We start from the raw sequence: 16,426 nt of genomic DNA on the forward strand, positions 1-16,426 counted from the left end.
GACCGGTCCGGCGCACCATGCCCTATCGCGCCGGCACCACCCGCTGGCGCCGTTCGCCCAGCCGGTCTATTTCGCGAATCTGCCGATGGGCCGTCCGCTACGTAAAAGGATCCACAGCGCGACATGGTGCGGGTTCTGATGCCCGGCAGCAAAATCACCCGGAAGACCGCGATGAAGAACCTTCACCGCGGCCTATGGGAGAAAGCGTCTAGTAGAGGGTCAGAGCCGGAATGTAGCTCACCGCCAGAAGGAGCAGCATGGCCATCACGAAGAACGGCCAGAGTTCCCGTGTCGTGGCCCCCATCGACGCCTTGGCGATCGATGACGAGATGAACAGCGTCGTTCCGATCGGCGGCGTATAGAGGCCGATACCGAGGTTGATGACCATCATCAGGCCGAGCTGCACCCGATCGAGACCGATCACGTCGGCAAGCGGCACGAAGATCGGGCCAAGCAGCAGGATCGCCGGCGGCAGATCGAGCGGCATGCCGACGATCAGCATCAGCAGGTTCATCATGAGGATGATAACGATCGGATTCGACATGTTCTCGGCAACCCACCGCGCCACCATTTGCGGCGTCTGATCGAATGTCAGCACCCAGCCCACCGCTGCGCTGCCCATGATGACGAGCATGACGACACCGGTCGCGACCCCCGCTTCGACGACATTGTCGCAGAAGCGCCTGACGGTCAGGTCCCGGTAGAAGCCGAGGCTGAGGACCAGCGAATAGACGACCGACAGAACGGCCACTTCCGTCGGCGTCGCAAAGCCGAAACGCAGGCCGAGAATGATGAGCACCGGCAGAAGCAGCGCCGGCAGGCTCTTGCCCGCCATCATGGCGAGTTCGCGCTTGCGGACCCTCTCCTTCGCCACGGGATAGCCGCGGCGGACCGAAATGGCCCAGCAGACGAAGACGAAGCTTGCCGCCATGAGCAGGCCGGGCAGGATGCCGGCGATGAAGAGGTTCGCGATGCTGACACCGCTGACCAGCGAATAGAGGATCATGGGGATCGACGGCGGAATGAGCACGTCGATGACGGCAGAGGTGGCATTGTTGGCCGCGCACAGCGGCGCCGGATAGCCGTGGCGCTTCTGCCAGGGAATGAGGACCGAGCCGAGCGCACTGGCATTGGCGACGGCCGAGCCGGAGACGCCGCCGAAGACGACCGAGGACAGCACTGTCGTGGAAAGCGCGCCGCCGCGCCAGCGCTGCAGGGCCTTCGAGGCGAGCTCGAGCAGTTGCTGGCCCAGCTTGCCGCCGAGCATCAGGGTCCCGGCCAGCATGAAGAAGGGCAGCGCGAGCATCGGGAAGGACTGGGTCTGGTCGTAGACCTGCTGCGCAACGATCGAGAGCGGGACATGGTCGGTGGAAAGAATGGCGAGGCCGGCCGAAATGATCAGCGCATAGCCGACGGGAACCGCGAGCATCATCAGCACGCAGAAGGCGACGATCATCACAAGGGTCATCATAGCGGCATCTCCTCGGTTTCCGCCTGCGGGCGGGCATCCCAGCCGTTGACGAAGACGCGCAGGCACGCCGTCGCGGTGACAACCGCCACCAGCACGGCGCTGAGCGCGATGGAGTAGTAACCGATGCTGTTGGGCAACTGCAGGACGGGGCTGCGCTCGATGCTGGCGATGTCCGCGACCACCAGGGCCTGGCGCGCGAGCACGGCGAAGGACGCGACCGAGATCAGGTTGGCGATCATGAAGACGACGATCCGGCCCCGGTCCGCGAACTTCCCGTAGATCCATTCGACGGACATGTGGATGCCCATCTGCGCGGCAAGCACGATGCCGGCGACGATAAACCATGGGAAGATCAGCGTCGGCAGCTCCTGCGCGAAATTGAAGCCGCCGCCGGCAAAGGTGTAGCGGGCAGCGACATTGGCCGTCATGACGACCGTGAGAACGACTCCGGCAAGAATGATCGTGGCGCGACACAGCAGCGATATGGCCCTGTCGATCCGATCGGCGGCAGCCAGCAAGCCATCGGTCATCGGTGCTCCTCCCCAATATGCACGATGATGGATGAAGACCGCGCACCGGCCTGCGGCGCGCGGTGCGGCAGGATCAGCCCTTGGCGGCCGCGGCGATCTGCGCCACGAACTCGCCGAAAGGCTTCTGCTTCCAGGTCTCCAGGACGGAGGTCGTCGCGGCCGCGAAGGCGGCACGGTCGACCTCGGAGATCTCGATCGCCGGATTGGCCTTGAAGGCTTCGAGCGTTTCGGTGGCCTTCTGCGCCGACAGGTCGCGCTGCAGCGTGCCGGCCTCCAGGGCTGCCGCCTTCACGGCCTCCAGGTCGTCGCCAAGGCGTGCCTCGGACATCTTCGACATCAGGAAGGGCGTCGATTCCCACTTGTGCGCCGTCAGGCTGATGTACTTGTTGACCTCGTAGAGCTTGGAGCTCTCGATGTTGGCAAGCGGGTTCTCCTGCCCGTCGACGACGCCCTGCTGGAGCGCGATGTAAAGTTCGCCGAAAGCGATCTGCTCGGTGCTCGCGCCCAGCGCCTCGAAGATGTCGATGGTCATCGGGTCGGCCGGCGTGCGGATCTTCAGGCCCTTCACGTCGTCGGGCGTCTTGACCGCCAGCTTCGAGTTGGACAGGTGGCGGATGCCGTTGTCCCACCAGTCGAGGGTGACGAGGCCGACGGCATCGAAGCGCTCGGCAAGCGCCTTGCCGACATCGCCCTGCAGCACCTTGATCGCCTGCTCGGCCGTCTCGAACAGGAAAGGCAGGCCGAGGGCGGCGATCTCGGGGATGAGCGCGGAAACCGGCCCCTGGCTGTTGGCGGTGATGTCGAGCGCGCCGGTGCGCAGGCTCGTCAGCATGGCCGCGTCGCTGCCGAGCGTTTCGGAGCCGGCGACGTTGATCGTCACGCGACCCTCCGTCTTCGCCTTCACCAGCTCGGCGAACTTGTCGGCGGCGATAGTGCGCGGATTGCCGGGCGCGGCGCCGTGGCCGAGCGTCAGGGTCACGGCAGCGCGCGCCTCGCGGCCGAACGACAGGATGGCTGGCGCGGCAAGAACAGAGCCGCCCGCAGCCAGAAAGGCACGCCGCTTCATCAGAAAAGTCATTTTCAATCCTCCCAGTTGGCGCCCTCCGGCGCAGTGCATGGAACATCCGTGGCGGCCGGCTCCCGACGGCTGCTCACCTATCTGATTCAATCCTCTTCGAGCCACCCCTTCGTCCGTTCGACGATGCGATCCGTGGAAATGCCGTAGCGGTCGTGCAGCGTCGGCAGCGCGCCGGCATCGAGGAAGGCATCCGGCAGCGCGATGTGCCGGAAGCGTGGTGCACGCCCGTTGGCGAGCAGGGCCGTGGCGACCGCTTCGCCGAGCCCGCCGATGCGGGAATGGTTCTCGGCCACGACGACGAGCCGGCCGGCGCGATCGACCTCCGCGAGGATGGTCGCGACATCGAGCGGCTTGATCGTCGGCGAATGCAGGACAGCGGCCCGAATACCGTCCCCCTCGAGCGCGCGAGCCGCTTCCAGCGCGCGCATCGTCAGGATGCCGGACGAGATGAAGAGGACGTCGCCCCCCTCGCGCAGGACCTTCGCCTTGCCGAGTTCGAAACTGTAGTCGTAGGCGTCGAGCACCGCCGGCACCTGGCCGCGCAGCAGCCGCAGATAGACCGGCCCGTCATGGGCTGCGATCGCCGGTACCGCCTGCTCGATGTCGAGCGCGTCGCAGGGATCGACGATGGTGATGTCCGGCATCGCGCGGAAGATGGCGATGTCGTCCGTCGCCTGGTGGCTCGGGCCGTATCCGGTGGTCAGCCCCGGCAGTGCGCAGGCGATCTTCACCGGCAGCTTCTCCTCCGCGATCGCCATGGCGATGAAGTCGTAGGCCCGGCGCGCGGCGAAGACCGCATAGGTGGTGGCGAAGGGCACGAAGCCCTCGCGCGCCAGCCCCGCGGCCGTGCTCATCAGAAGCTGCTCGGCCATGCCCATCTGGTAGAAGCGGTCCGGAAAGGCCCGCGCGAAGATGTGCAGGTCGGTGTACTTGCCGAGGTCGGCGGTGAGGCCGACGATGCGCTCGTCGCGCTTGGCGAGCTCGACCAGGGCGTGGCCGAAGGGAGCAGGACGCGTCGCCTGCCCTTCCGCCGCGATCGAGGCGATCATGGCGGAGGTGGTGAGCCGCTTCTTCGCCGGCGCGGCGGCGGGTGCTTCCTTGCCTGTCGTGCTCATGCCGGCTGTCCCTGTTCCAGAGCTTGGAGCGCAAGCGCCCATTCGTTCGCCTCGACGCGGATGAAATGCGTCACCTCGCGGCTTTCGAGGAAGGGCACGCCCTTGCCCATCTTCGTGTCGAAGACGATGGCGCGGGGCCGGTCGTCCCTGACCGCCATGGCCGTGTCGAAGGCGGCGCGCACGGCCTCGACGTCGTTGCCGTCGACGCGCTGGACATGCCAGCCGAAGGCGGCGAACTTGTCCGCGACGGGCTCCGCCGACAGCATGTCGCGCGAGGGGCCGTCGGCCTGCTGGTTGTTGAAATCGACGAGGTTGACGAGGTTGCCGAGCCGGTGATGGGCCGCGCCCATCGCCGCTTCCCAGGTCGAGCCCTCGCCCAGTTCCCCGTCCGACATCAGGTTGAAGACGAAGCGGTCAGAGCCCTTGCGCTTCAGGCCGAGCGCCATGCCGACGGCGATGCCGAGGCCGTGGCCGAGCGAGCCGCCGGTGATCTCCATGCCCGGCGTGTAGGAGGCCATGCCGGACATGGGCAGCCGCGAATCGTCGCAGCCATAGGTCTCGAGCTCGTCCTCCGGCACGATGCCGGCCTCGATGAGCGCGGCATAGAGCGCGATCGCATAGTGCCCGATCGACAGGAGGAAGCGGTCGCGGCCCTCCCAGCGCGGATCGTCCGGCCGGTAGCGGAGCGCGTGGAAATAGGCGACGGCAAGCACATCGGCGATGCCGAGCGCCTGGCCGACATAGCCCTGCCCCTGGACCTCGCCCATCAGCACCGCATTGCGGCGGATGCGATAGGCCCGCTCGGCAAGCGAGACATTCGCCAGGAGGGCGGGATTTTCGGTTGCGGTTTCTGCCGTCATGGCGCCCCTCCGTCGGTCGATCCTCAGTGGATCAGCATGCCGCCGTTGACGTCGATGACGGCGCCTGTGACGTAGGACGACAGGTCGGAGGCGAGGAACAGGTAGATGTTCGCCACGTCCCGCGCGTCGCCCAGGCGGTTGAGCGGAATGCCCTTCAGGATGTCGGCGCGCATCGCGTCCGTCAGCTTGCCGCCGGTGATGTCGGTCTGGATCAGGCCGGGGGTGACGGAATTGACACGGATGCCGTCGACGCCGAACTCGCGGGCCATCGCCTTGGCGAGGCCCAGCACGCCGGCCTTGGCGGCCGAATAGTGCGGGCCGCCGAAAATGCCGCCGCCGCGCTGGGCAGAGACCGAGGACATGCAGGCGATCGAGCCGCCGCCATTGCCGCGCATGTGCGGAATGGTCGACTGGCTGAGGTTCAGCACGCCCGTCATGTTGACGGCGACGATGCGCTCCCAGTCCTCGCCGGTGATGTCGAGCGTCTTCACCGGCTGGGTGATGCCGGCATTGTTGATCAGGATGTCGATCTTGCCGAAGGCGTCGATGACCCGGGCGATCGCCGCATCGCAGGACGCCCTTGCGGTCACGTCGCAGGCCACGCCCAGATGAGCGCCGCCCTCGACGGCGGCGATCGAGGCGGCGGCTTCGGCGCTTGCCGCTTCGTCGAGATCGAGGATCGCGACGCGTGCGCCGTGTTCCGCGAAAAGTTCGGCCGTCGCCCGGCCGATGCCACGCTTGCTCGCCGCGCCGGAGATCACGGCGGTCTTGCCCTTCAGCAACATGTCAATTCTCCTCCCCGGACGCCGAACGGCTCCGGCCCATCGATAGGCGGCTCACCGTCTCTTGCGCAGCCGCTCCGCCTTGCCCGGCGGATGGCGGGGATATTGCAGAGGCCCGCCCCCGGCTTCAAACGCGAAGTTTACACCGGTAGGTGAATCTGTTTCACTAATCGAATGCTGAACGGAATTTCACTGTCCTCGATCCGCGCCTTCGAATCCGCCGCCCGGCTCGGCTCCTTCCGGGCGGCCGCCGACGAGCTGCATCTCTCCGCAAGCGCCGTCAGCCATGCCATCGTCAAGCTGGAGCGGGCGCTCGGCACGCCGCTCTTCGAACGCACCACGCGAACGGTGCGCCTGACCATCGACGGCCAGACGCTGCTCAGCCATGCGTCGAATGCCTTCGAGGAGCTGCGCTGCGGCATCGAGCTGGTTTCCTCGAACCGGTCGCATCTCCTGCGCCTCCATTGTGCGCCGAGTTTCGCCGCGCAGGTTCTCTCCCCGCGTCTGCCGCAGTTCCTCGCCGCCAATCCCGGCATCGAGGTCCGCCTCGCGGCGAGCACCACCTATGTGCGCTTCGTCGACGGGGAGTTCGATGCGGACATCATCTACGGCGAGCCGCAGGGCGACGATCTCGTGATCATCCCGCTCGGCACGGAGACGGTGACCCCGCTCTGCACGCCGGACCTCGCGCAAGGCATCCACACGCCGCGCGACCTCCTCTCGAAGGTCCTGATCCGCAGCGACAACAAGCGCCTGCGCTGGCCGGACTGGTTCGAGGCCAACGACCTCGGCACGCCGCCGATCCAGAGCGTCAGTTTCGACCGCTCGTTCCTGGCGATCGACGCCGCCGCCAACGGCCTCGGCGTGGCACTGGAATCGACCCGCCTTGCCCATCGCGAGCTGAAGAGCGGCAAGCTCGTCGCGCCGCTGACGGGTATCGCCAGGGACGTGCACTATATCGGTCATTATCTCGCCTTCCCGAAATCCGGCTCGCAGCGGCGGCTGGCGCGGCGTTTCGCCGAATGGCTCACGGCCGCGCTGGGCGAGGCGCAAGCCGGCGAGACGGGCGCCGCTCCCGCCATTGATGAAGCCAATTCACCGGTCCTTTAGTTCTTTCCGTTTGTCGATACGCCCGCGCCGTCGCATCTATCGGTGATGCGGGGGCGAGGAGTTCCCTTGCGGGATGCCGGCCGCGGGGCCGGCGCGGGAGGATGGAATGACAGAACGGATCGTGTCCGCATCCGGCGCGCCCTATGACGGGCACAGCCGCGAGAGGATGCTGGAGAGCTTGGCGCGTCTCGGTTTCACCCATGTCGAGCCGGCCTTCATCGTCGGCTACACGGAGCCCTTCGACGAGACCGCCTTCCTGCCGGCGGAGGCCGAAGCCTGGCGGCGGGCGATGGGCGCGGCGGGCCTTGCCTGCCATGCGATGTCCTCGCATATCGATCTCGGCCTCGACGACGCGGTCGAGGGCTTCACCGGGCGCATGGAGTTCGCCGCCGCACTCGGCGCGAAGGTCATCGCGACGAATGCCAGCGCCCGGGCGCGCGAAGCCGCATTCCGCCGCAACATCGACAGCCTGCTGAAGCGCGCCGAGCGACTCGGCCTCGTCATCGCGCTCGAAAATCCGGGCGACGGCAGCGACAACCTGATCAATACGGCGGCGGACGGCGTGGCGCTCGTCGCGGCATATGCCTCCCCCTGGCTCAGGCTCAACTACGATGCCGCCAACACGGCCTCGCACCGCCCGGATTTCGGCGATTTCGCGGGCGACGCCGTGCGCGCCCTGCCCGCGTCCGCCCACGCCCATATCAAGGATGTGCGCCGCACCGACCGGGGCTGGTTCTTCACGCCCGTCGGCGAAGGCGCGATCGGCTGCGCGCGCCTTCTTTCCGCCGTCGCCGCACTGCCCGATTTTCCGGTGAGCATCGAACTGCCGCTGCGGCTCCATCGCGATCCGGACGCCAGGCCCGTCCGCCAGGCCGGACCCGTCGCGCTCGAAACCATCGAGAACGCGCTCGCACGCTCGCTGCGGGCGGTGCGCGAGGCGCTGGCCGCCTGTGGCTGATTTTTCTGAAGGAGGAGTTACCATGCAGCGTTTCATCAACGACCCTGACCTTGTTGTCGAGGATACCGTCAAGGGTTTTGTGAAGGCGCATTCGGATATCGTGCGCCTTGCGGAGAACCCGCGCGTCGTCGTCGCCAGGGATGCCCCGTTTGCCGGCAAGGTCGGCGTTGTGACGGGCGGCGGCTCGGGCCATGAGCCGGCCTTCATCGGCTATGCCGGCAGGAACATGCTCGATGCGGTCGCCGTCGGCGAGCTCTTCTCCTCGCCGACCGCCAAGAGCTTCCACGACGCCATCCGTGAAGCCGACGGCGGCAAGGGCGTCGTCGTGCTCTACGGCAACTATGCCGGCGACAACATGAACGTGAAGATGGCGACGAAGCTCGCCGCCAAGGACGGCATCGAGGTCGCGACGGTGGTCGCCAACGACGACGTCTGCTCGGCCCCGATCGCGGAACGCGAGAAGCGCCGCGGCGTTGCCGGCGAGATCTTCATGTGGAAGATCGGCGGCGCGAAGGCCGCGACCGGCGCGAGCCTCGAGGAGGTGCGGGCCGCCGCGCAGAAGGCGATCGACAACTGCCGCTCGATCGGCGTCGGCCTCGGCCCCTGCACGCTGCCGGCCGTCGGCCATCCGAACTTCCAGATCGAGCCGGGCACGATGGAGGTCGGCATCGGCCATCACGGCGAGCCGGGCGTGCGCGTCGAGACGCTGAAGACGGCCGAGGCGGTCGCCAGGGACATGGTGAAGATCGTGCTCGACGATCACGACCTTCCCGAAGGCACCGAGGTCGCCGTGCTGGTCTCGGGCCTCGGCGCGACGCCGCTCAACGAGCTCTACATTCTCAACGACACGATCGAGAGCGAGATCTCGGCGCGCGGGCTGACGATCCGCAAGACCTGGATCGGCAACTACTTCACCTCGCTGGAAATGGTCGGCGCGACGCTGACCGTCATGGCGCTCGACGACGACCTGAAGACGCTGCTCGATGTCGAGACGCGTTGCACGATCATCCTGTGACGGGAGGAAGCCCCATGCAGACCTTCGACAATGCGTCTTCCGGCGCGATCGTCCTCTCGATGGCCGAGCGGATCGTCGAGAACCGGGCCTATCTCAGCGAGATCGACGGCAGGATCGGCGACGGCGACCATGGCGTGAACATGGCCAAGGGCTTCGGCATGGCCGCCGAGCGGCTGAAGGGCAAGGACGCGTCGCTCGCCCAGTCCCTCGACACGCTCGGCACGGTGCTGATGACGGAGATCGGCGGCTCGATGGGCCCGCTCTACGGCGTCATGTTCACGGAATTCGCCGAGACGATCCAAGGCGTGGAGACGATCGACGCGGCGGCCTACAGCAGGATGCTGCATGCCGGCCTTTCCGGCATCCGATCGATCGGCTCGGCCAAGGTCGGCGACAAGACGCTGCTCGACACGTTCGTTCCGGCGGTCGAGGCCTTCGACGCGGCGACGGCGGCGGGCAAATCCTTCGGCGAGGCGCTGGAAGCGCTCGTTGCGGCCGCCGAGGCCGGGCGCGATTCGACGATCGGCCTGGTGGCCAAGATCGGCCGCGCCAGCCGGCTCGGCGAGCGCTCGCTCGGCGTGCTGGATGCCGGCGCGACCTCCTGCGCCATCATCCTGAAGGAACTGTCCGACGGCGCACGCACCCGCCTCGGCTGAGGCAGCCCCCAACGGTCCTCCCAGGACGCGCGGCCCGTCCCTCGCGACGGGCCGCGCAACGCTTTTTTGTCAAACCATGTTGCAAAGCGGCGGCGTTGCTTCCATGGTCGCCGCCTGAAGGGAGACCCGCAAAACCGATGGCTTTGAAGACTTCCGCACCGCGCAAGGGCGGTATCAGCCGGGTGAACGGGCCCGAAGGCATCGATTCCATCCCGCTGCGCTATGGCGACGACCCCTATGTCTGGGCCTGCTGGCTCTATTATGAAGACGGCATGACGCAGGGCGAGATCGCCGAGGCGATGGGCGTCTCGCGCGCCACCGTCAACAGCTACCTCGCCGACGCCCGCGAAAAGGGCATCGTCAACATCTCCATCGAGCCCGCCCGCCTCGCCTCGCTCACCATCGCGCAGGAACTGAAGCGCCATTTCGGCCTCTCGGATTGCCTCGTCGTGCCGAACGACGACGACACGCGCCCGCTGATCGGACGACTGGGCGCGGCCGGCGCGCAGGCGCTCGCCAAGATGATCAAGTCCGGCGACACGCTCGCCGTCGCCTGGGGCCGCACCATCCTGTCGGTCGGCGAACATCTGGAAATGGCCTCCTTGCAGGACGTCACCGTCGTGCAGGCGACCGGCGGCACCACCGCCAGCTTCGCCTATACGCCGGAACTGACCACGGCCGCCGTCGCCCGCGCGATCTCCGCCCGCTGCGTCAACATCACCGCCCCCGCCATCGTCGCCTCCGCACAGATGCACGACATGCTGCTCGCCGAGCCGCTGATCCGCGAACAGTTCGACACGCTCGCACGCGCCAACCGCGTCGTCTTCGGCATCGCCTCGCTGCGCCCCAATTCGACGATCCACACCAGCGGCTTCTTCGAATCCGTGCCCCTCCAGCACTACCTCGCCAAGGGTGCGGCGGGCGTGCTTGCGGGACGCTTCATAGACGAGCGCGGCCGCCCCGTCGCCGGCCCGCTCGACGACCGCACGATCGGCATTTCGCTGGAGATGCTGCGCGGCATCGGCACCCGCGTCGCCGTCGCCGGCGGCTTCGACAAGGTGCCGGCCCTGCTGGCGGCACTGCGCGGCGGCTATGTCAACGTGCTGGTGACGGACGCGGCGACCGGCGCGGGCATCCTGCGCGCCGACGGCGTGACGAGCCTCGACGGAAAACTCTCGCAGCGCCAGAAGAGCACGCCGGTCGCCAACGCCTACCGCACGCACGTCAAGAAATTCCTCAACAATCCCAATGACGTTGTCGAGGAGATGCTGGATGGCCTGATCGCGGCGCACAAGCCCTATCTCCAGCCGATCGGCAATTCGCGCCGCGCCCTCGTCGCCCGCAACGGTCCGCGGCCCGGCAAGGTCGGCCTCGTCATCGGCGGCGGCACGGGGCACGAGCCCTGCTTCGTCGGCTACGTCGGCAAGGGGCTCGCCGATGCGGTGGCGATCGGCAACATCTTCTCCTCGCCGCCGCCGGACCCGATCGCCAAATGCGCCGTCGCGGCCTCCGGCGGCGCGGGCGTGCTCTTCGTCTACGGCAACTATGCCGGCGACGTGATGAACTTCGAGATGGCGGCCGAGATCGCCGAGGAGAAGGGCATCCCGATCCGCACGGTGCTGACCACCGACGACATCGTCTCCTCCCCGGTCGAGGACAAGGAAGGACGGCGCGGCGTCGCCGGCAATTTCTTCGTCTTCAAGGTGGCGGGCGCGGCCTGCGACCGCGGCATGACGCTCGACGAGTGCGAGGCCGTGACCCGCAAGGCAAACGACCGCACCTATACGGTCGGCGTCGCGCTCGAATCCTGCTCCATGCCGCAGACGCGGCGGCACAATTTCGAGATCGGCCCCGACGACATGGAGCTCGGCATGGGCATCCATGGCGAGCCCGGCGTCTCGCGCGAGCGCATCCGCACCGCCGACGAGATCGTCGATACGATCATGGACAACATCTTCAAAGAGATGAAGGCCGAACCCGGCGACCGGGTGGCGGTGCTCGTCAACTCGTTCGGCGCGACACCACAAATGGAGCTCTACATCCTGTTCCGCCGGGTGGAGCAGCGGCTTGCCGCCAAGAACATCGCGATCGAGGCCAACTGGGTGGGGCACTACTGCACCTCGCTCGACATGGTGGGCGCCTCCATCTCGATCCTGCATCTCGACCGCCAGCTGACCGAGCTGCTGCACCACCCGTGCCAGACGGCGGTCCTGACCATCAACACGCCTGAAACGCCCTGACGGGGAGGAAGACATGTCGGAAAGCGCGGCGCGGGCTCTCGCGAAAATGTTCGAGCGGATGGCCGAGGCGATCGAGGCGGAGAAAGACCATCTCTCCGAACTCGACGGTGCGATCGGCGACGGCGACCACGGCATCACCATGTCGATCGGCTTCAAGGCCGTGAACGCCGCCCTCTCCGCGCTCGACCTCGATGCGGCAAGCCCTTCCGAGGTGATGTCCACCGCCGCGACCGGCTTTCTCGATGCCGTAGGCGCCTCCACCGGCCCGCTCTATGCCACCGGTTTCCGCCGCGCCGCGCAAACGCTTGCCGGCCGCGAAAACCTCGACCTTCCCGCCTGCCGCGACATGCTCGCTGCCCTTTCCGAAGGGATCCGCGAGCGCGGCAAGGCGCAGCGCGGCGACAAGACCATGCTCGACGTCTGGCTGCCCGCGGCGCAGGCGGCCGCGACCGCCGTCGCCGAAGGCAGGTCGAAGCCGGATTTCTGGGCCGCCGTCACCGCCGCCGCCGACAACGGCGCGGCCGCGACCGCGACGATGGTCGCCGCCAAGGGCCGCGCCGCCCGCGTGCGCGAGCGTTCGCTCGGTCATCTCGATCCGGGCGCAACCTCCGCTGCGGCACTTGTCAGGGCGATGGCCGAGGCGCTTTAGCCCCGCATCCGCAAGGACTTGCAGGGCGTTTCTTTCAAATCAGATCAAAACCGTTGCGCAGATCCGCAGCACGGCACGAAGCGCATCCGAGGCGGTCGAGCGCCGTTGCGACGGTCTCGACAAGATCGGCGTTCGAGGCGGCAAGACTGCCGTCGGGCCGATGGAGGTTGTTCTCGAAGCCGACGCGAACATGGCCGCCGAGCAGGGCGCCGGCGGTGACGCAGGCCGCCTCGTGGCGTCCGAAGGCGCAGACGCTCCAGTTCGAAAAGCGCGGTGCCTCCGGTGCGAGGAAGGGCATGAGGTCGGCGGGCTGCGAGGTCTGGGACAGGGTATAGCGGCCGAGCACGTAGAGCACGGGGATAGCCGGCCAGGGCACGAGACCGCGGCGGATCATGCCTTCAAGGCGCACCGCCTCCGCCGGCTCGTAGAGGATGATCTGCGGCAGGACATTCTCCCGTTTCATCCAGAAGAGCGCCTCGGCGAAGGCGGGTTCGGCGGCCGCATCCGGCGCGAGTTCCCGCAGCGCCAGCGAGGCCGCCTCCGGCTTCACCGCCTTCAGCACGGCGACCTGCTCGGCCGGCGCGTAGAGGCCGAGCGCTTCCGTGGTGATCTGGATGACCAGGCGATCGCCCACCGCCGCGCGGATGGCCGCAATCGCCGCCCCATAGGCATCGGCATCGAGGAGATGACGGCCATCCGGTCGGCGCACATGGACGTGGATCATGGCGGCGCCCGCATCCAGGCATTCGGCTGCAGTACGCGCCAATTCGCCCGGCGTCAGGGGGATGGCGGGATGGTCCGCCTTGGTGCGGCGGCCGCCGTTCGGGGCCACGGCGATGGCCACGCGGCGCGGTTCGCGAGAATCTGTCATCGTGCATCCAGGATATGATTCATATGGATCATATATCTACATTAATGAAACAACTGTTGCAAAGAAATTTGGAAAGGTGTATTCGATCGCCATGCAAAACGGCCCTCTCGCAGACCAGATCGTCCATGCCTTCGACACGATGTCGGAGCAGCTCCGGGCCGCCGCGCGCTATGTGCTGAACCAGCCGCGCGAGGTCGCGCTGTTGTCCATGCGCGAGCAGGCACGGCAGGCGGGCGTGCAGCCCGCCACCATGACGCGGCTTGCCAAGCATCTCGGCCTTGCCGGCTACGAGGACATCCGCCAGCTCCATGCGGACGCCATGCGCGGCGACGTAACGGGCTTTGCCGGCCGCGTCGGAGCGCAGGCGAAGAGCCAGAAGCTGAAGGGCGACCAGGCGCTGGCAGCCGACATGCTGGGCGGCATCGCCGCGCAGGTCGGCCAGCTCTCGCAGCCCCAATCGCTGGAAATGCTGGTGGAAGCCGCCCGCCGGCTCGGCGCCGCGCGGCGCATCTATTGCCTCGGCCTGCGCTCCAGCCATTCGCCGGCCTGGCACCTGCACTACATCCTGTCGCTCGCGGGAAAACACTCGATCATGCTGGATGCCGTCGGCGGCATCGGCGCCGATGCGCTCGGCAGCGCGAGCGGCGAGGACGTGATGGTCGCGGTCAGCGTGCTGCCCTATACGCGCCAGACGATCGAGATTGCCGATTATGCCGGCGAGGCGGGCGTGCCGCTGATCGCCATCACCGACAGCCTCGTCGCCCCCCTCGCCCAGCTTGCCGCCTGCACGCTGGTCGTGCCGACCGAAAGCCCGTCATTCCTGCACGCCATGTCGCCGGCCTTCGTCGTCGCCGAGGTGCTGGGCGCGCTGGTCGCCGGCCAGGCGGGGGATGCGGCAGGCGCCGCGCTTGCCGCCGTCGACCGCCAGTCGGCCGCCCTCAACACCCATCTCAAGACGAGGATGAAGCGTCCGTGACCCGCCTTCTGCATCGCGCCATCCATTCCCGCATGCCGGTCGCCGTGGGCGGCAGGGGCATCGAATTGTTCGACGCCGAGGGCAAGGCCTATATCGACGCCTCGGGCGGCGCGGCCGTCTCCTGCCTCGGCCACGCCCATCCCGCCGTCCTTTCCGCCCTGCACGAACAGCTCGACCGGCTCGCCTATGCCCATACGGGCTTCTTCACCTCCGAGGCTGCCGAGGCGCTGGCGGAACTGCTGATCGCGGACGCGCCGGCAGGGTTGAGCCATGCCTATCTCGTCAGCGGCGGCTCGGAAGCGGTCGAGGCGGCGCTGAAGATGGCGCGGCAATATTTCGTCGAGAAGGGCGAGCCGCAGCGCCGCCACATCATCGCGCGCCGGCAGAGCTATCACGGCAACACGCTCGGGGCGCTTGCCGCGGGCGGCAACGAGTGGCGGCGCGCGCAGTTCAAGCCGCTGCTCGTCGAAACCCACCATATCGATCCATGCTACGCCTATCGCCTGCAGGAAAGCGGCGAGAGCGACGAGGCCTATGCCGCTCGCGCCGCGCAGCAGCTGGAAGACAAGATCCTCGAACTCGGCGCGGACGAGGTCATCGCCTTCGTCGCTGAGACGGTCGTCGGCGCCACGGCCGGCGCGGTCCCGCCCGTCGCCGACTATCTGAAGCGTATCCGCGCCATCTGCGACCGCTACGGCGTGCTGCTCATCCTCGACGAGGTGATGTGCGGCATGGGCCGCACCGGGACGCTGCATGCCTGCGAGCAGGACGGCGTCGCGCCCGACCTGATGACCATCGCCAAGGGGCTTGGCGGCGGCTACCAGCCGGTCGGCGCCGTGCTCCTCTCGGAGAAGATCTTCGAGGCCTTCGCCAGCGGCTCCGGCTTCTTCCAGCACGGACACACCTATATGGGCCATCCGATGGCCGCCGCCGCCGGCCTTGCGGTGCAGCAGGTCATCCGGCGCGAAAACCTTCTTGCCAACGTCGTTGCGATGGGCGCGGAACTGGAGCGCCAGCTCGTCGAGCGCCTCGGCAACCACCATCATGTCGGCGACATCCGCGGGCGCGGCCTGTTCCGCGGGGTTGAACTGGTGGCCGATCGCGCCGGCAAGCAGCCCTTCGACCCGAAATTCAAGCTCAACGTCCTGATCAAGAAGGAAGCCATGGCGCGCGGCCTGATGGTCTATCCGATGGGCGGCACGATCGACGGCCGGCAGGGCGATCATGTGCTGATCGCCCCGCCCTTCATCGTCGAGCGCGCGGATATCACGCGCATCGTCGAGCGGCTGGGCGATGCGATCGATGCCGCCGTCAGCACACTTCCACACGCATAACCAAGCAAAAGGGGAACGACCATGAAACTGCGTACCATTCTATTTGCCGCCTTCGCATCGGCCCTCGCCTTCGGCCAGGCCGCGCAAGCCGAGGACCTTGTGGTCGCCACCGACACGGCCTTCGTGCCCTTCGAATTCAAGGAAGGCGACAAATATGTCGGCTTCGACATAGACATGTGGGATGCCATCGCCAAGGAGATCGGCGTCACCTACACGCTGCAGCCGATGGACTTCAACGGCATCATCCCCGCGCTCCAGACCAAGCAGGTGGATGTCGCGCTCGCCGGCATCACCATCAAGGACGAGCGCAAGAAGGCGATCGATTTCTCCGACGGCTATTACGACAGCGGCTTCCTGCTGATGGTGCCGGCGGACAGCACGGTCCAGAGCGCCGAGGACCTGAAGGGCAAGATCCTCGCCACCAAGACCGGCACCTCGGCGACGGACTACGCCAAGGAGCACTTCAAGGAGACGGAGCTGCGCCAGTTCCCCAACATCGACAATGCCTATCTGGAACTGCAGACCGGCCGCGTCGACGCCGCCATGCACGATACGCCAAACGTGCTCTACTACGTGAAGACCGCCGGCGGCGGCAAGGTGAAGGCAGTCGGCGAGCAGATGATGGCCCATCAATACGGCATCGGCTTCCCGAAGGGCAGCGAGCTCGTCGCCAAGGTGAACGCCGCCCTCGCCAACATGAAGAAGGACGGCCGCTACACCGAGATCTACAAGAAGTGGTTCGGCACCGAGCCTAAGCTCTGATGCCTTAGTCCCGGGCGCG

The 16,426-nt window shown here is 67.3% G+C and carries 16 protein-coding genes; 9 read left to right on the plus strand and 7 right to left on the minus strand.

All coding sequences use genetic code 11. The annotated features are described in order from the left end of the window. Positions 1 to 208: 208 nt before the first annotated feature. The 6 genes from AABQ55_RS25930 to AABQ55_RS25955 form a co-directional block, all read right to left on the minus strand. Positions 209 to 1,468 carry a TRAP transporter large permease subunit gene (locus tag AABQ55_RS25930; RefSeq protein WP_272808151.1) on the minus strand — a complete coding sequence of 420 codons (1,260 nt, stop codon included), beginning with the start codon at positions 1,466 to 1,468 and terminating at the stop codon, positions 209 to 211. Further along, the gene (locus tag AABQ55_RS25935; RefSeq protein ID WP_245082459.1) at positions 1,468 to 2,001 is read right to left on the minus strand and encodes a TRAP transporter small permease; all 534 of its coding nucleotides are present in this window, start codon (positions 1,999 to 2,001) and stop codon (positions 1,468 to 1,470) included. The genes AABQ55_RS25930 and AABQ55_RS25935 overlap by 1 nt, the downstream gene beginning before the upstream one ends. Before the next feature lie 73 nt (positions 2,002 to 2,074). Next, entirely contained in the window at positions 2,075 to 3,079 is a 1,005-nt protein-coding gene (locus AABQ55_RS25940) for a TRAP transporter substrate-binding protein (protein WP_272807967.1), read from the minus strand. A gap of 86 nt (positions 3,080 to 3,165) precedes the next feature. Next, positions 3,166 to 4,194, minus strand: a complete 1,029-nt coding sequence (locus AABQ55_RS25945) for a transketolase family protein (protein ID WP_272807966.1) — start codon at positions 4,192 to 4,194, stop codon at positions 3,166 to 3,168. After that, complete coding sequence (locus AABQ55_RS25950) at positions 4,191 to 5,054, minus strand: transketolase (protein ID WP_272807965.1); 864 nt, start codon at positions 5,052 to 5,054, stop codon at positions 4,191 to 4,193. The genes AABQ55_RS25945 and AABQ55_RS25950 overlap by 4 nt, the downstream gene beginning before the upstream one ends. A 23-nt stretch (positions 5,055 to 5,077) precedes the next feature. Further along, on the minus strand, positions 5,078 to 5,839 hold the full coding sequence (locus tag AABQ55_RS25955) for an SDR family NAD(P)-dependent oxidoreductase (protein ID WP_245082447.1): 762 nt from the start codon (positions 5,837 to 5,839) through the stop codon (positions 5,078 to 5,080). Positions 5,840 to 6,010: 171 nt separating this feature from the next. Between AABQ55_RS25955 and AABQ55_RS25960 the strand changes: the two genes are divergently transcribed. From AABQ55_RS25960 to dhaL (AABQ55_RS25985), 6 genes are all read left to right on the plus strand, one after another. Continuing rightward, complete coding sequence (locus AABQ55_RS25960) at positions 6,011 to 6,946, plus strand: LysR substrate-binding domain-containing protein (RefSeq protein ID WP_272807964.1); 936 nt, start codon at positions 6,011 to 6,013, stop codon at positions 6,944 to 6,946. 106 nt (positions 6,947 to 7,052) lie between these two features. Then, the gene (locus AABQ55_RS25965; RefSeq protein ID WP_272807963.1) at positions 7,053 to 7,904 is read left to right on the plus strand and encodes a sugar phosphate isomerase/epimerase family protein; all 852 of its coding nucleotides are present in this window, start codon (positions 7,053 to 7,055) and stop codon (positions 7,902 to 7,904) included. A 22-nt stretch (positions 7,905 to 7,926) separates the two neighbouring features. After that, positions 7,927 to 8,919 carry a dihydroxyacetone kinase subunit DhaK gene (locus AABQ55_RS25970; protein ID WP_272807962.1) on the plus strand — a complete coding sequence of 331 codons (993 nt, stop codon included), beginning with the start codon at positions 7,927 to 7,929 and terminating at the stop codon, positions 8,917 to 8,919. A gap of 14 nt (positions 8,920 to 8,933) precedes the next feature. Continuing rightward, positions 8,934 to 9,575 (plus strand): dihydroxyacetone kinase subunit DhaL, encoded by a 642-nt coding sequence (gene dhaL, locus AABQ55_RS25975; protein ID WP_272807961.1) that lies wholly within the window; start codon positions 8,934 to 8,936, stop codon positions 9,573 to 9,575. Between the two features lie 137 nt (positions 9,576 to 9,712). Beyond that, positions 9,713 to 11,815: a bifunctional sugar-binding transcriptional regulator/dihydroxyacetone kinase subunit DhaK gene (locus AABQ55_RS25980; protein WP_272807960.1), complete on the plus strand. Its 2,103-nt coding sequence runs from the start codon at positions 9,713 to 9,715 to the stop codon at positions 11,813 to 11,815. Positions 11,816 to 11,828: 13 nt separating this feature from the next. After that, positions 11,829 to 12,464: a dihydroxyacetone kinase subunit DhaL gene (dhaL, locus tag AABQ55_RS25985; RefSeq protein WP_272807959.1), complete on the plus strand. Its 636-nt coding sequence runs from the start codon at positions 11,829 to 11,831 to the stop codon at positions 12,462 to 12,464. Positions 12,465 to 12,498: 34 nt separating this feature from the next. Here dhaL (AABQ55_RS25985) and AABQ55_RS25990 read toward each other — a convergent pair whose 3' ends face one another. Beyond that, on the minus strand, positions 12,499 to 13,335 hold the full coding sequence (locus tag AABQ55_RS25990) for a 3-keto-5-aminohexanoate cleavage protein (protein WP_272807958.1): 837 nt from the start codon (positions 13,333 to 13,335) through the stop codon (positions 12,499 to 12,501). Between the two features lie 91 nt (positions 13,336 to 13,426). Between AABQ55_RS25990 and AABQ55_RS25995 the strand changes: the two genes are divergently transcribed. Genes AABQ55_RS25995 through glnH form a run of 3 tightly spaced genes read left to right on the plus strand, consistent with a single transcriptional unit; the run spans position 13,427 to position 16,407 of the window. Next, complete coding sequence (locus AABQ55_RS25995) at positions 13,427 to 14,311, plus strand: MurR/RpiR family transcriptional regulator (RefSeq protein ID WP_272807957.1); 885 nt, start codon at positions 13,427 to 13,429, stop codon at positions 14,309 to 14,311. Further along, positions 14,308 to 15,645 (plus strand): aspartate aminotransferase family protein, encoded by a 1,338-nt coding sequence (locus AABQ55_RS26000; RefSeq protein WP_272807956.1) that lies wholly within the window; start codon positions 14,308 to 14,310, stop codon positions 15,643 to 15,645. The genes AABQ55_RS25995 and AABQ55_RS26000 overlap by 4 nt, the downstream gene beginning before the upstream one ends. 21 nt (positions 15,646 to 15,666) lie before the next feature. Then, the gene (gene glnH / locus AABQ55_RS26005; protein ID WP_133035673.1) at positions 15,667 to 16,407 is read left to right on the plus strand and encodes a glutamine ABC transporter substrate-binding protein GlnH; all 741 of its coding nucleotides are present in this window, start codon (positions 15,667 to 15,669) and stop codon (positions 16,405 to 16,407) included. Positions 16,408 to 16,426: the final 19 nt, after the last annotated feature.

This window comes from Shinella sp. WSD5-1 (assembly GCF_963942435.1).
Lineage (GTDB): Bacteria > Pseudomonadota > Alphaproteobacteria > Rhizobiales > Rhizobiaceae > Shinella > Shinella yambaruensis.

Bases quoted from the DNA above. Each gene is read 5' to 3' on its own strand.
- AABQ55_RS25930 (WP_272808151.1), bottom strand. From the start codon at position 1,468: ATGACCCTTGTGATGATCGTCGCCTTCTGCGTGCTGATGATGCTCGCG.
- AABQ55_RS25935 (WP_245082459.1), bottom strand. From the start codon at position 2,001: ATGACCGATGGCTTGCTGGCTGCCGCCGATCGGATCGACAGGGCCATA.
- AABQ55_RS25940 (WP_272807967.1), bottom strand. From the start codon at position 3,079: ATGACTTTTCTGATGAAGCGGCGTGCCTTTCTGGCTGCGGGCGGCTCT.
- AABQ55_RS25945 (WP_272807966.1), bottom strand. From the start codon at position 4,194: ATGAGCACGACAGGCAAGGAAGCACCCGCCGCCGCGCCGGCGAAGAAG.
- AABQ55_RS25950 (WP_272807965.1), bottom strand. From the start codon at position 5,054: ATGACGGCAGAAACCGCAACCGAAAATCCCGCCCTCCTGGCGAATGTC.
- AABQ55_RS25955 (WP_245082447.1), bottom strand. From the start codon at position 5,839: ATGTTGCTGAAGGGCAAGACCGCCGTGATCTCCGGCGCGGCGAGCAAG.
- AABQ55_RS25960 (WP_272807964.1), top strand. From the start codon at position 6,011: ATGCTGAACGGAATTTCACTGTCCTCGATCCGCGCCTTCGAATCCGCC.
- AABQ55_RS25965 (WP_272807963.1), top strand. From the start codon at position 7,053: ATGACAGAACGGATCGTGTCCGCATCCGGCGCGCCCTATGACGGGCAC.
- AABQ55_RS25970 (WP_272807962.1), top strand. From the start codon at position 7,927: ATGCAGCGTTTCATCAACGACCCTGACCTTGTTGTCGAGGATACCGTC.
- dhaL (WP_272807961.1), top strand. From the start codon at position 8,934: ATGCAGACCTTCGACAATGCGTCTTCCGGCGCGATCGTCCTCTCGATG.
- AABQ55_RS25980 (WP_272807960.1), top strand. From the start codon at position 9,713: ATGGCTTTGAAGACTTCCGCACCGCGCAAGGGCGGTATCAGCCGGGTG.
- dhaL (WP_272807959.1), top strand. From the start codon at position 11,829: ATGTCGGAAAGCGCGGCGCGGGCTCTCGCGAAAATGTTCGAGCGGATG.
- AABQ55_RS25990 (WP_272807958.1), bottom strand. From the start codon at position 13,335: ATGACAGATTCTCGCGAACCGCGCCGCGTGGCCATCGCCGTGGCCCCG.
- AABQ55_RS25995 (WP_272807957.1), top strand. From the start codon at position 13,427: ATGCAAAACGGCCCTCTCGCAGACCAGATCGTCCATGCCTTCGACACG.
- glnH (WP_133035673.1), top strand. From the start codon at position 15,667: ATGAAACTGCGTACCATTCTATTTGCCGCCTTCGCATCGGCCCTCGCC.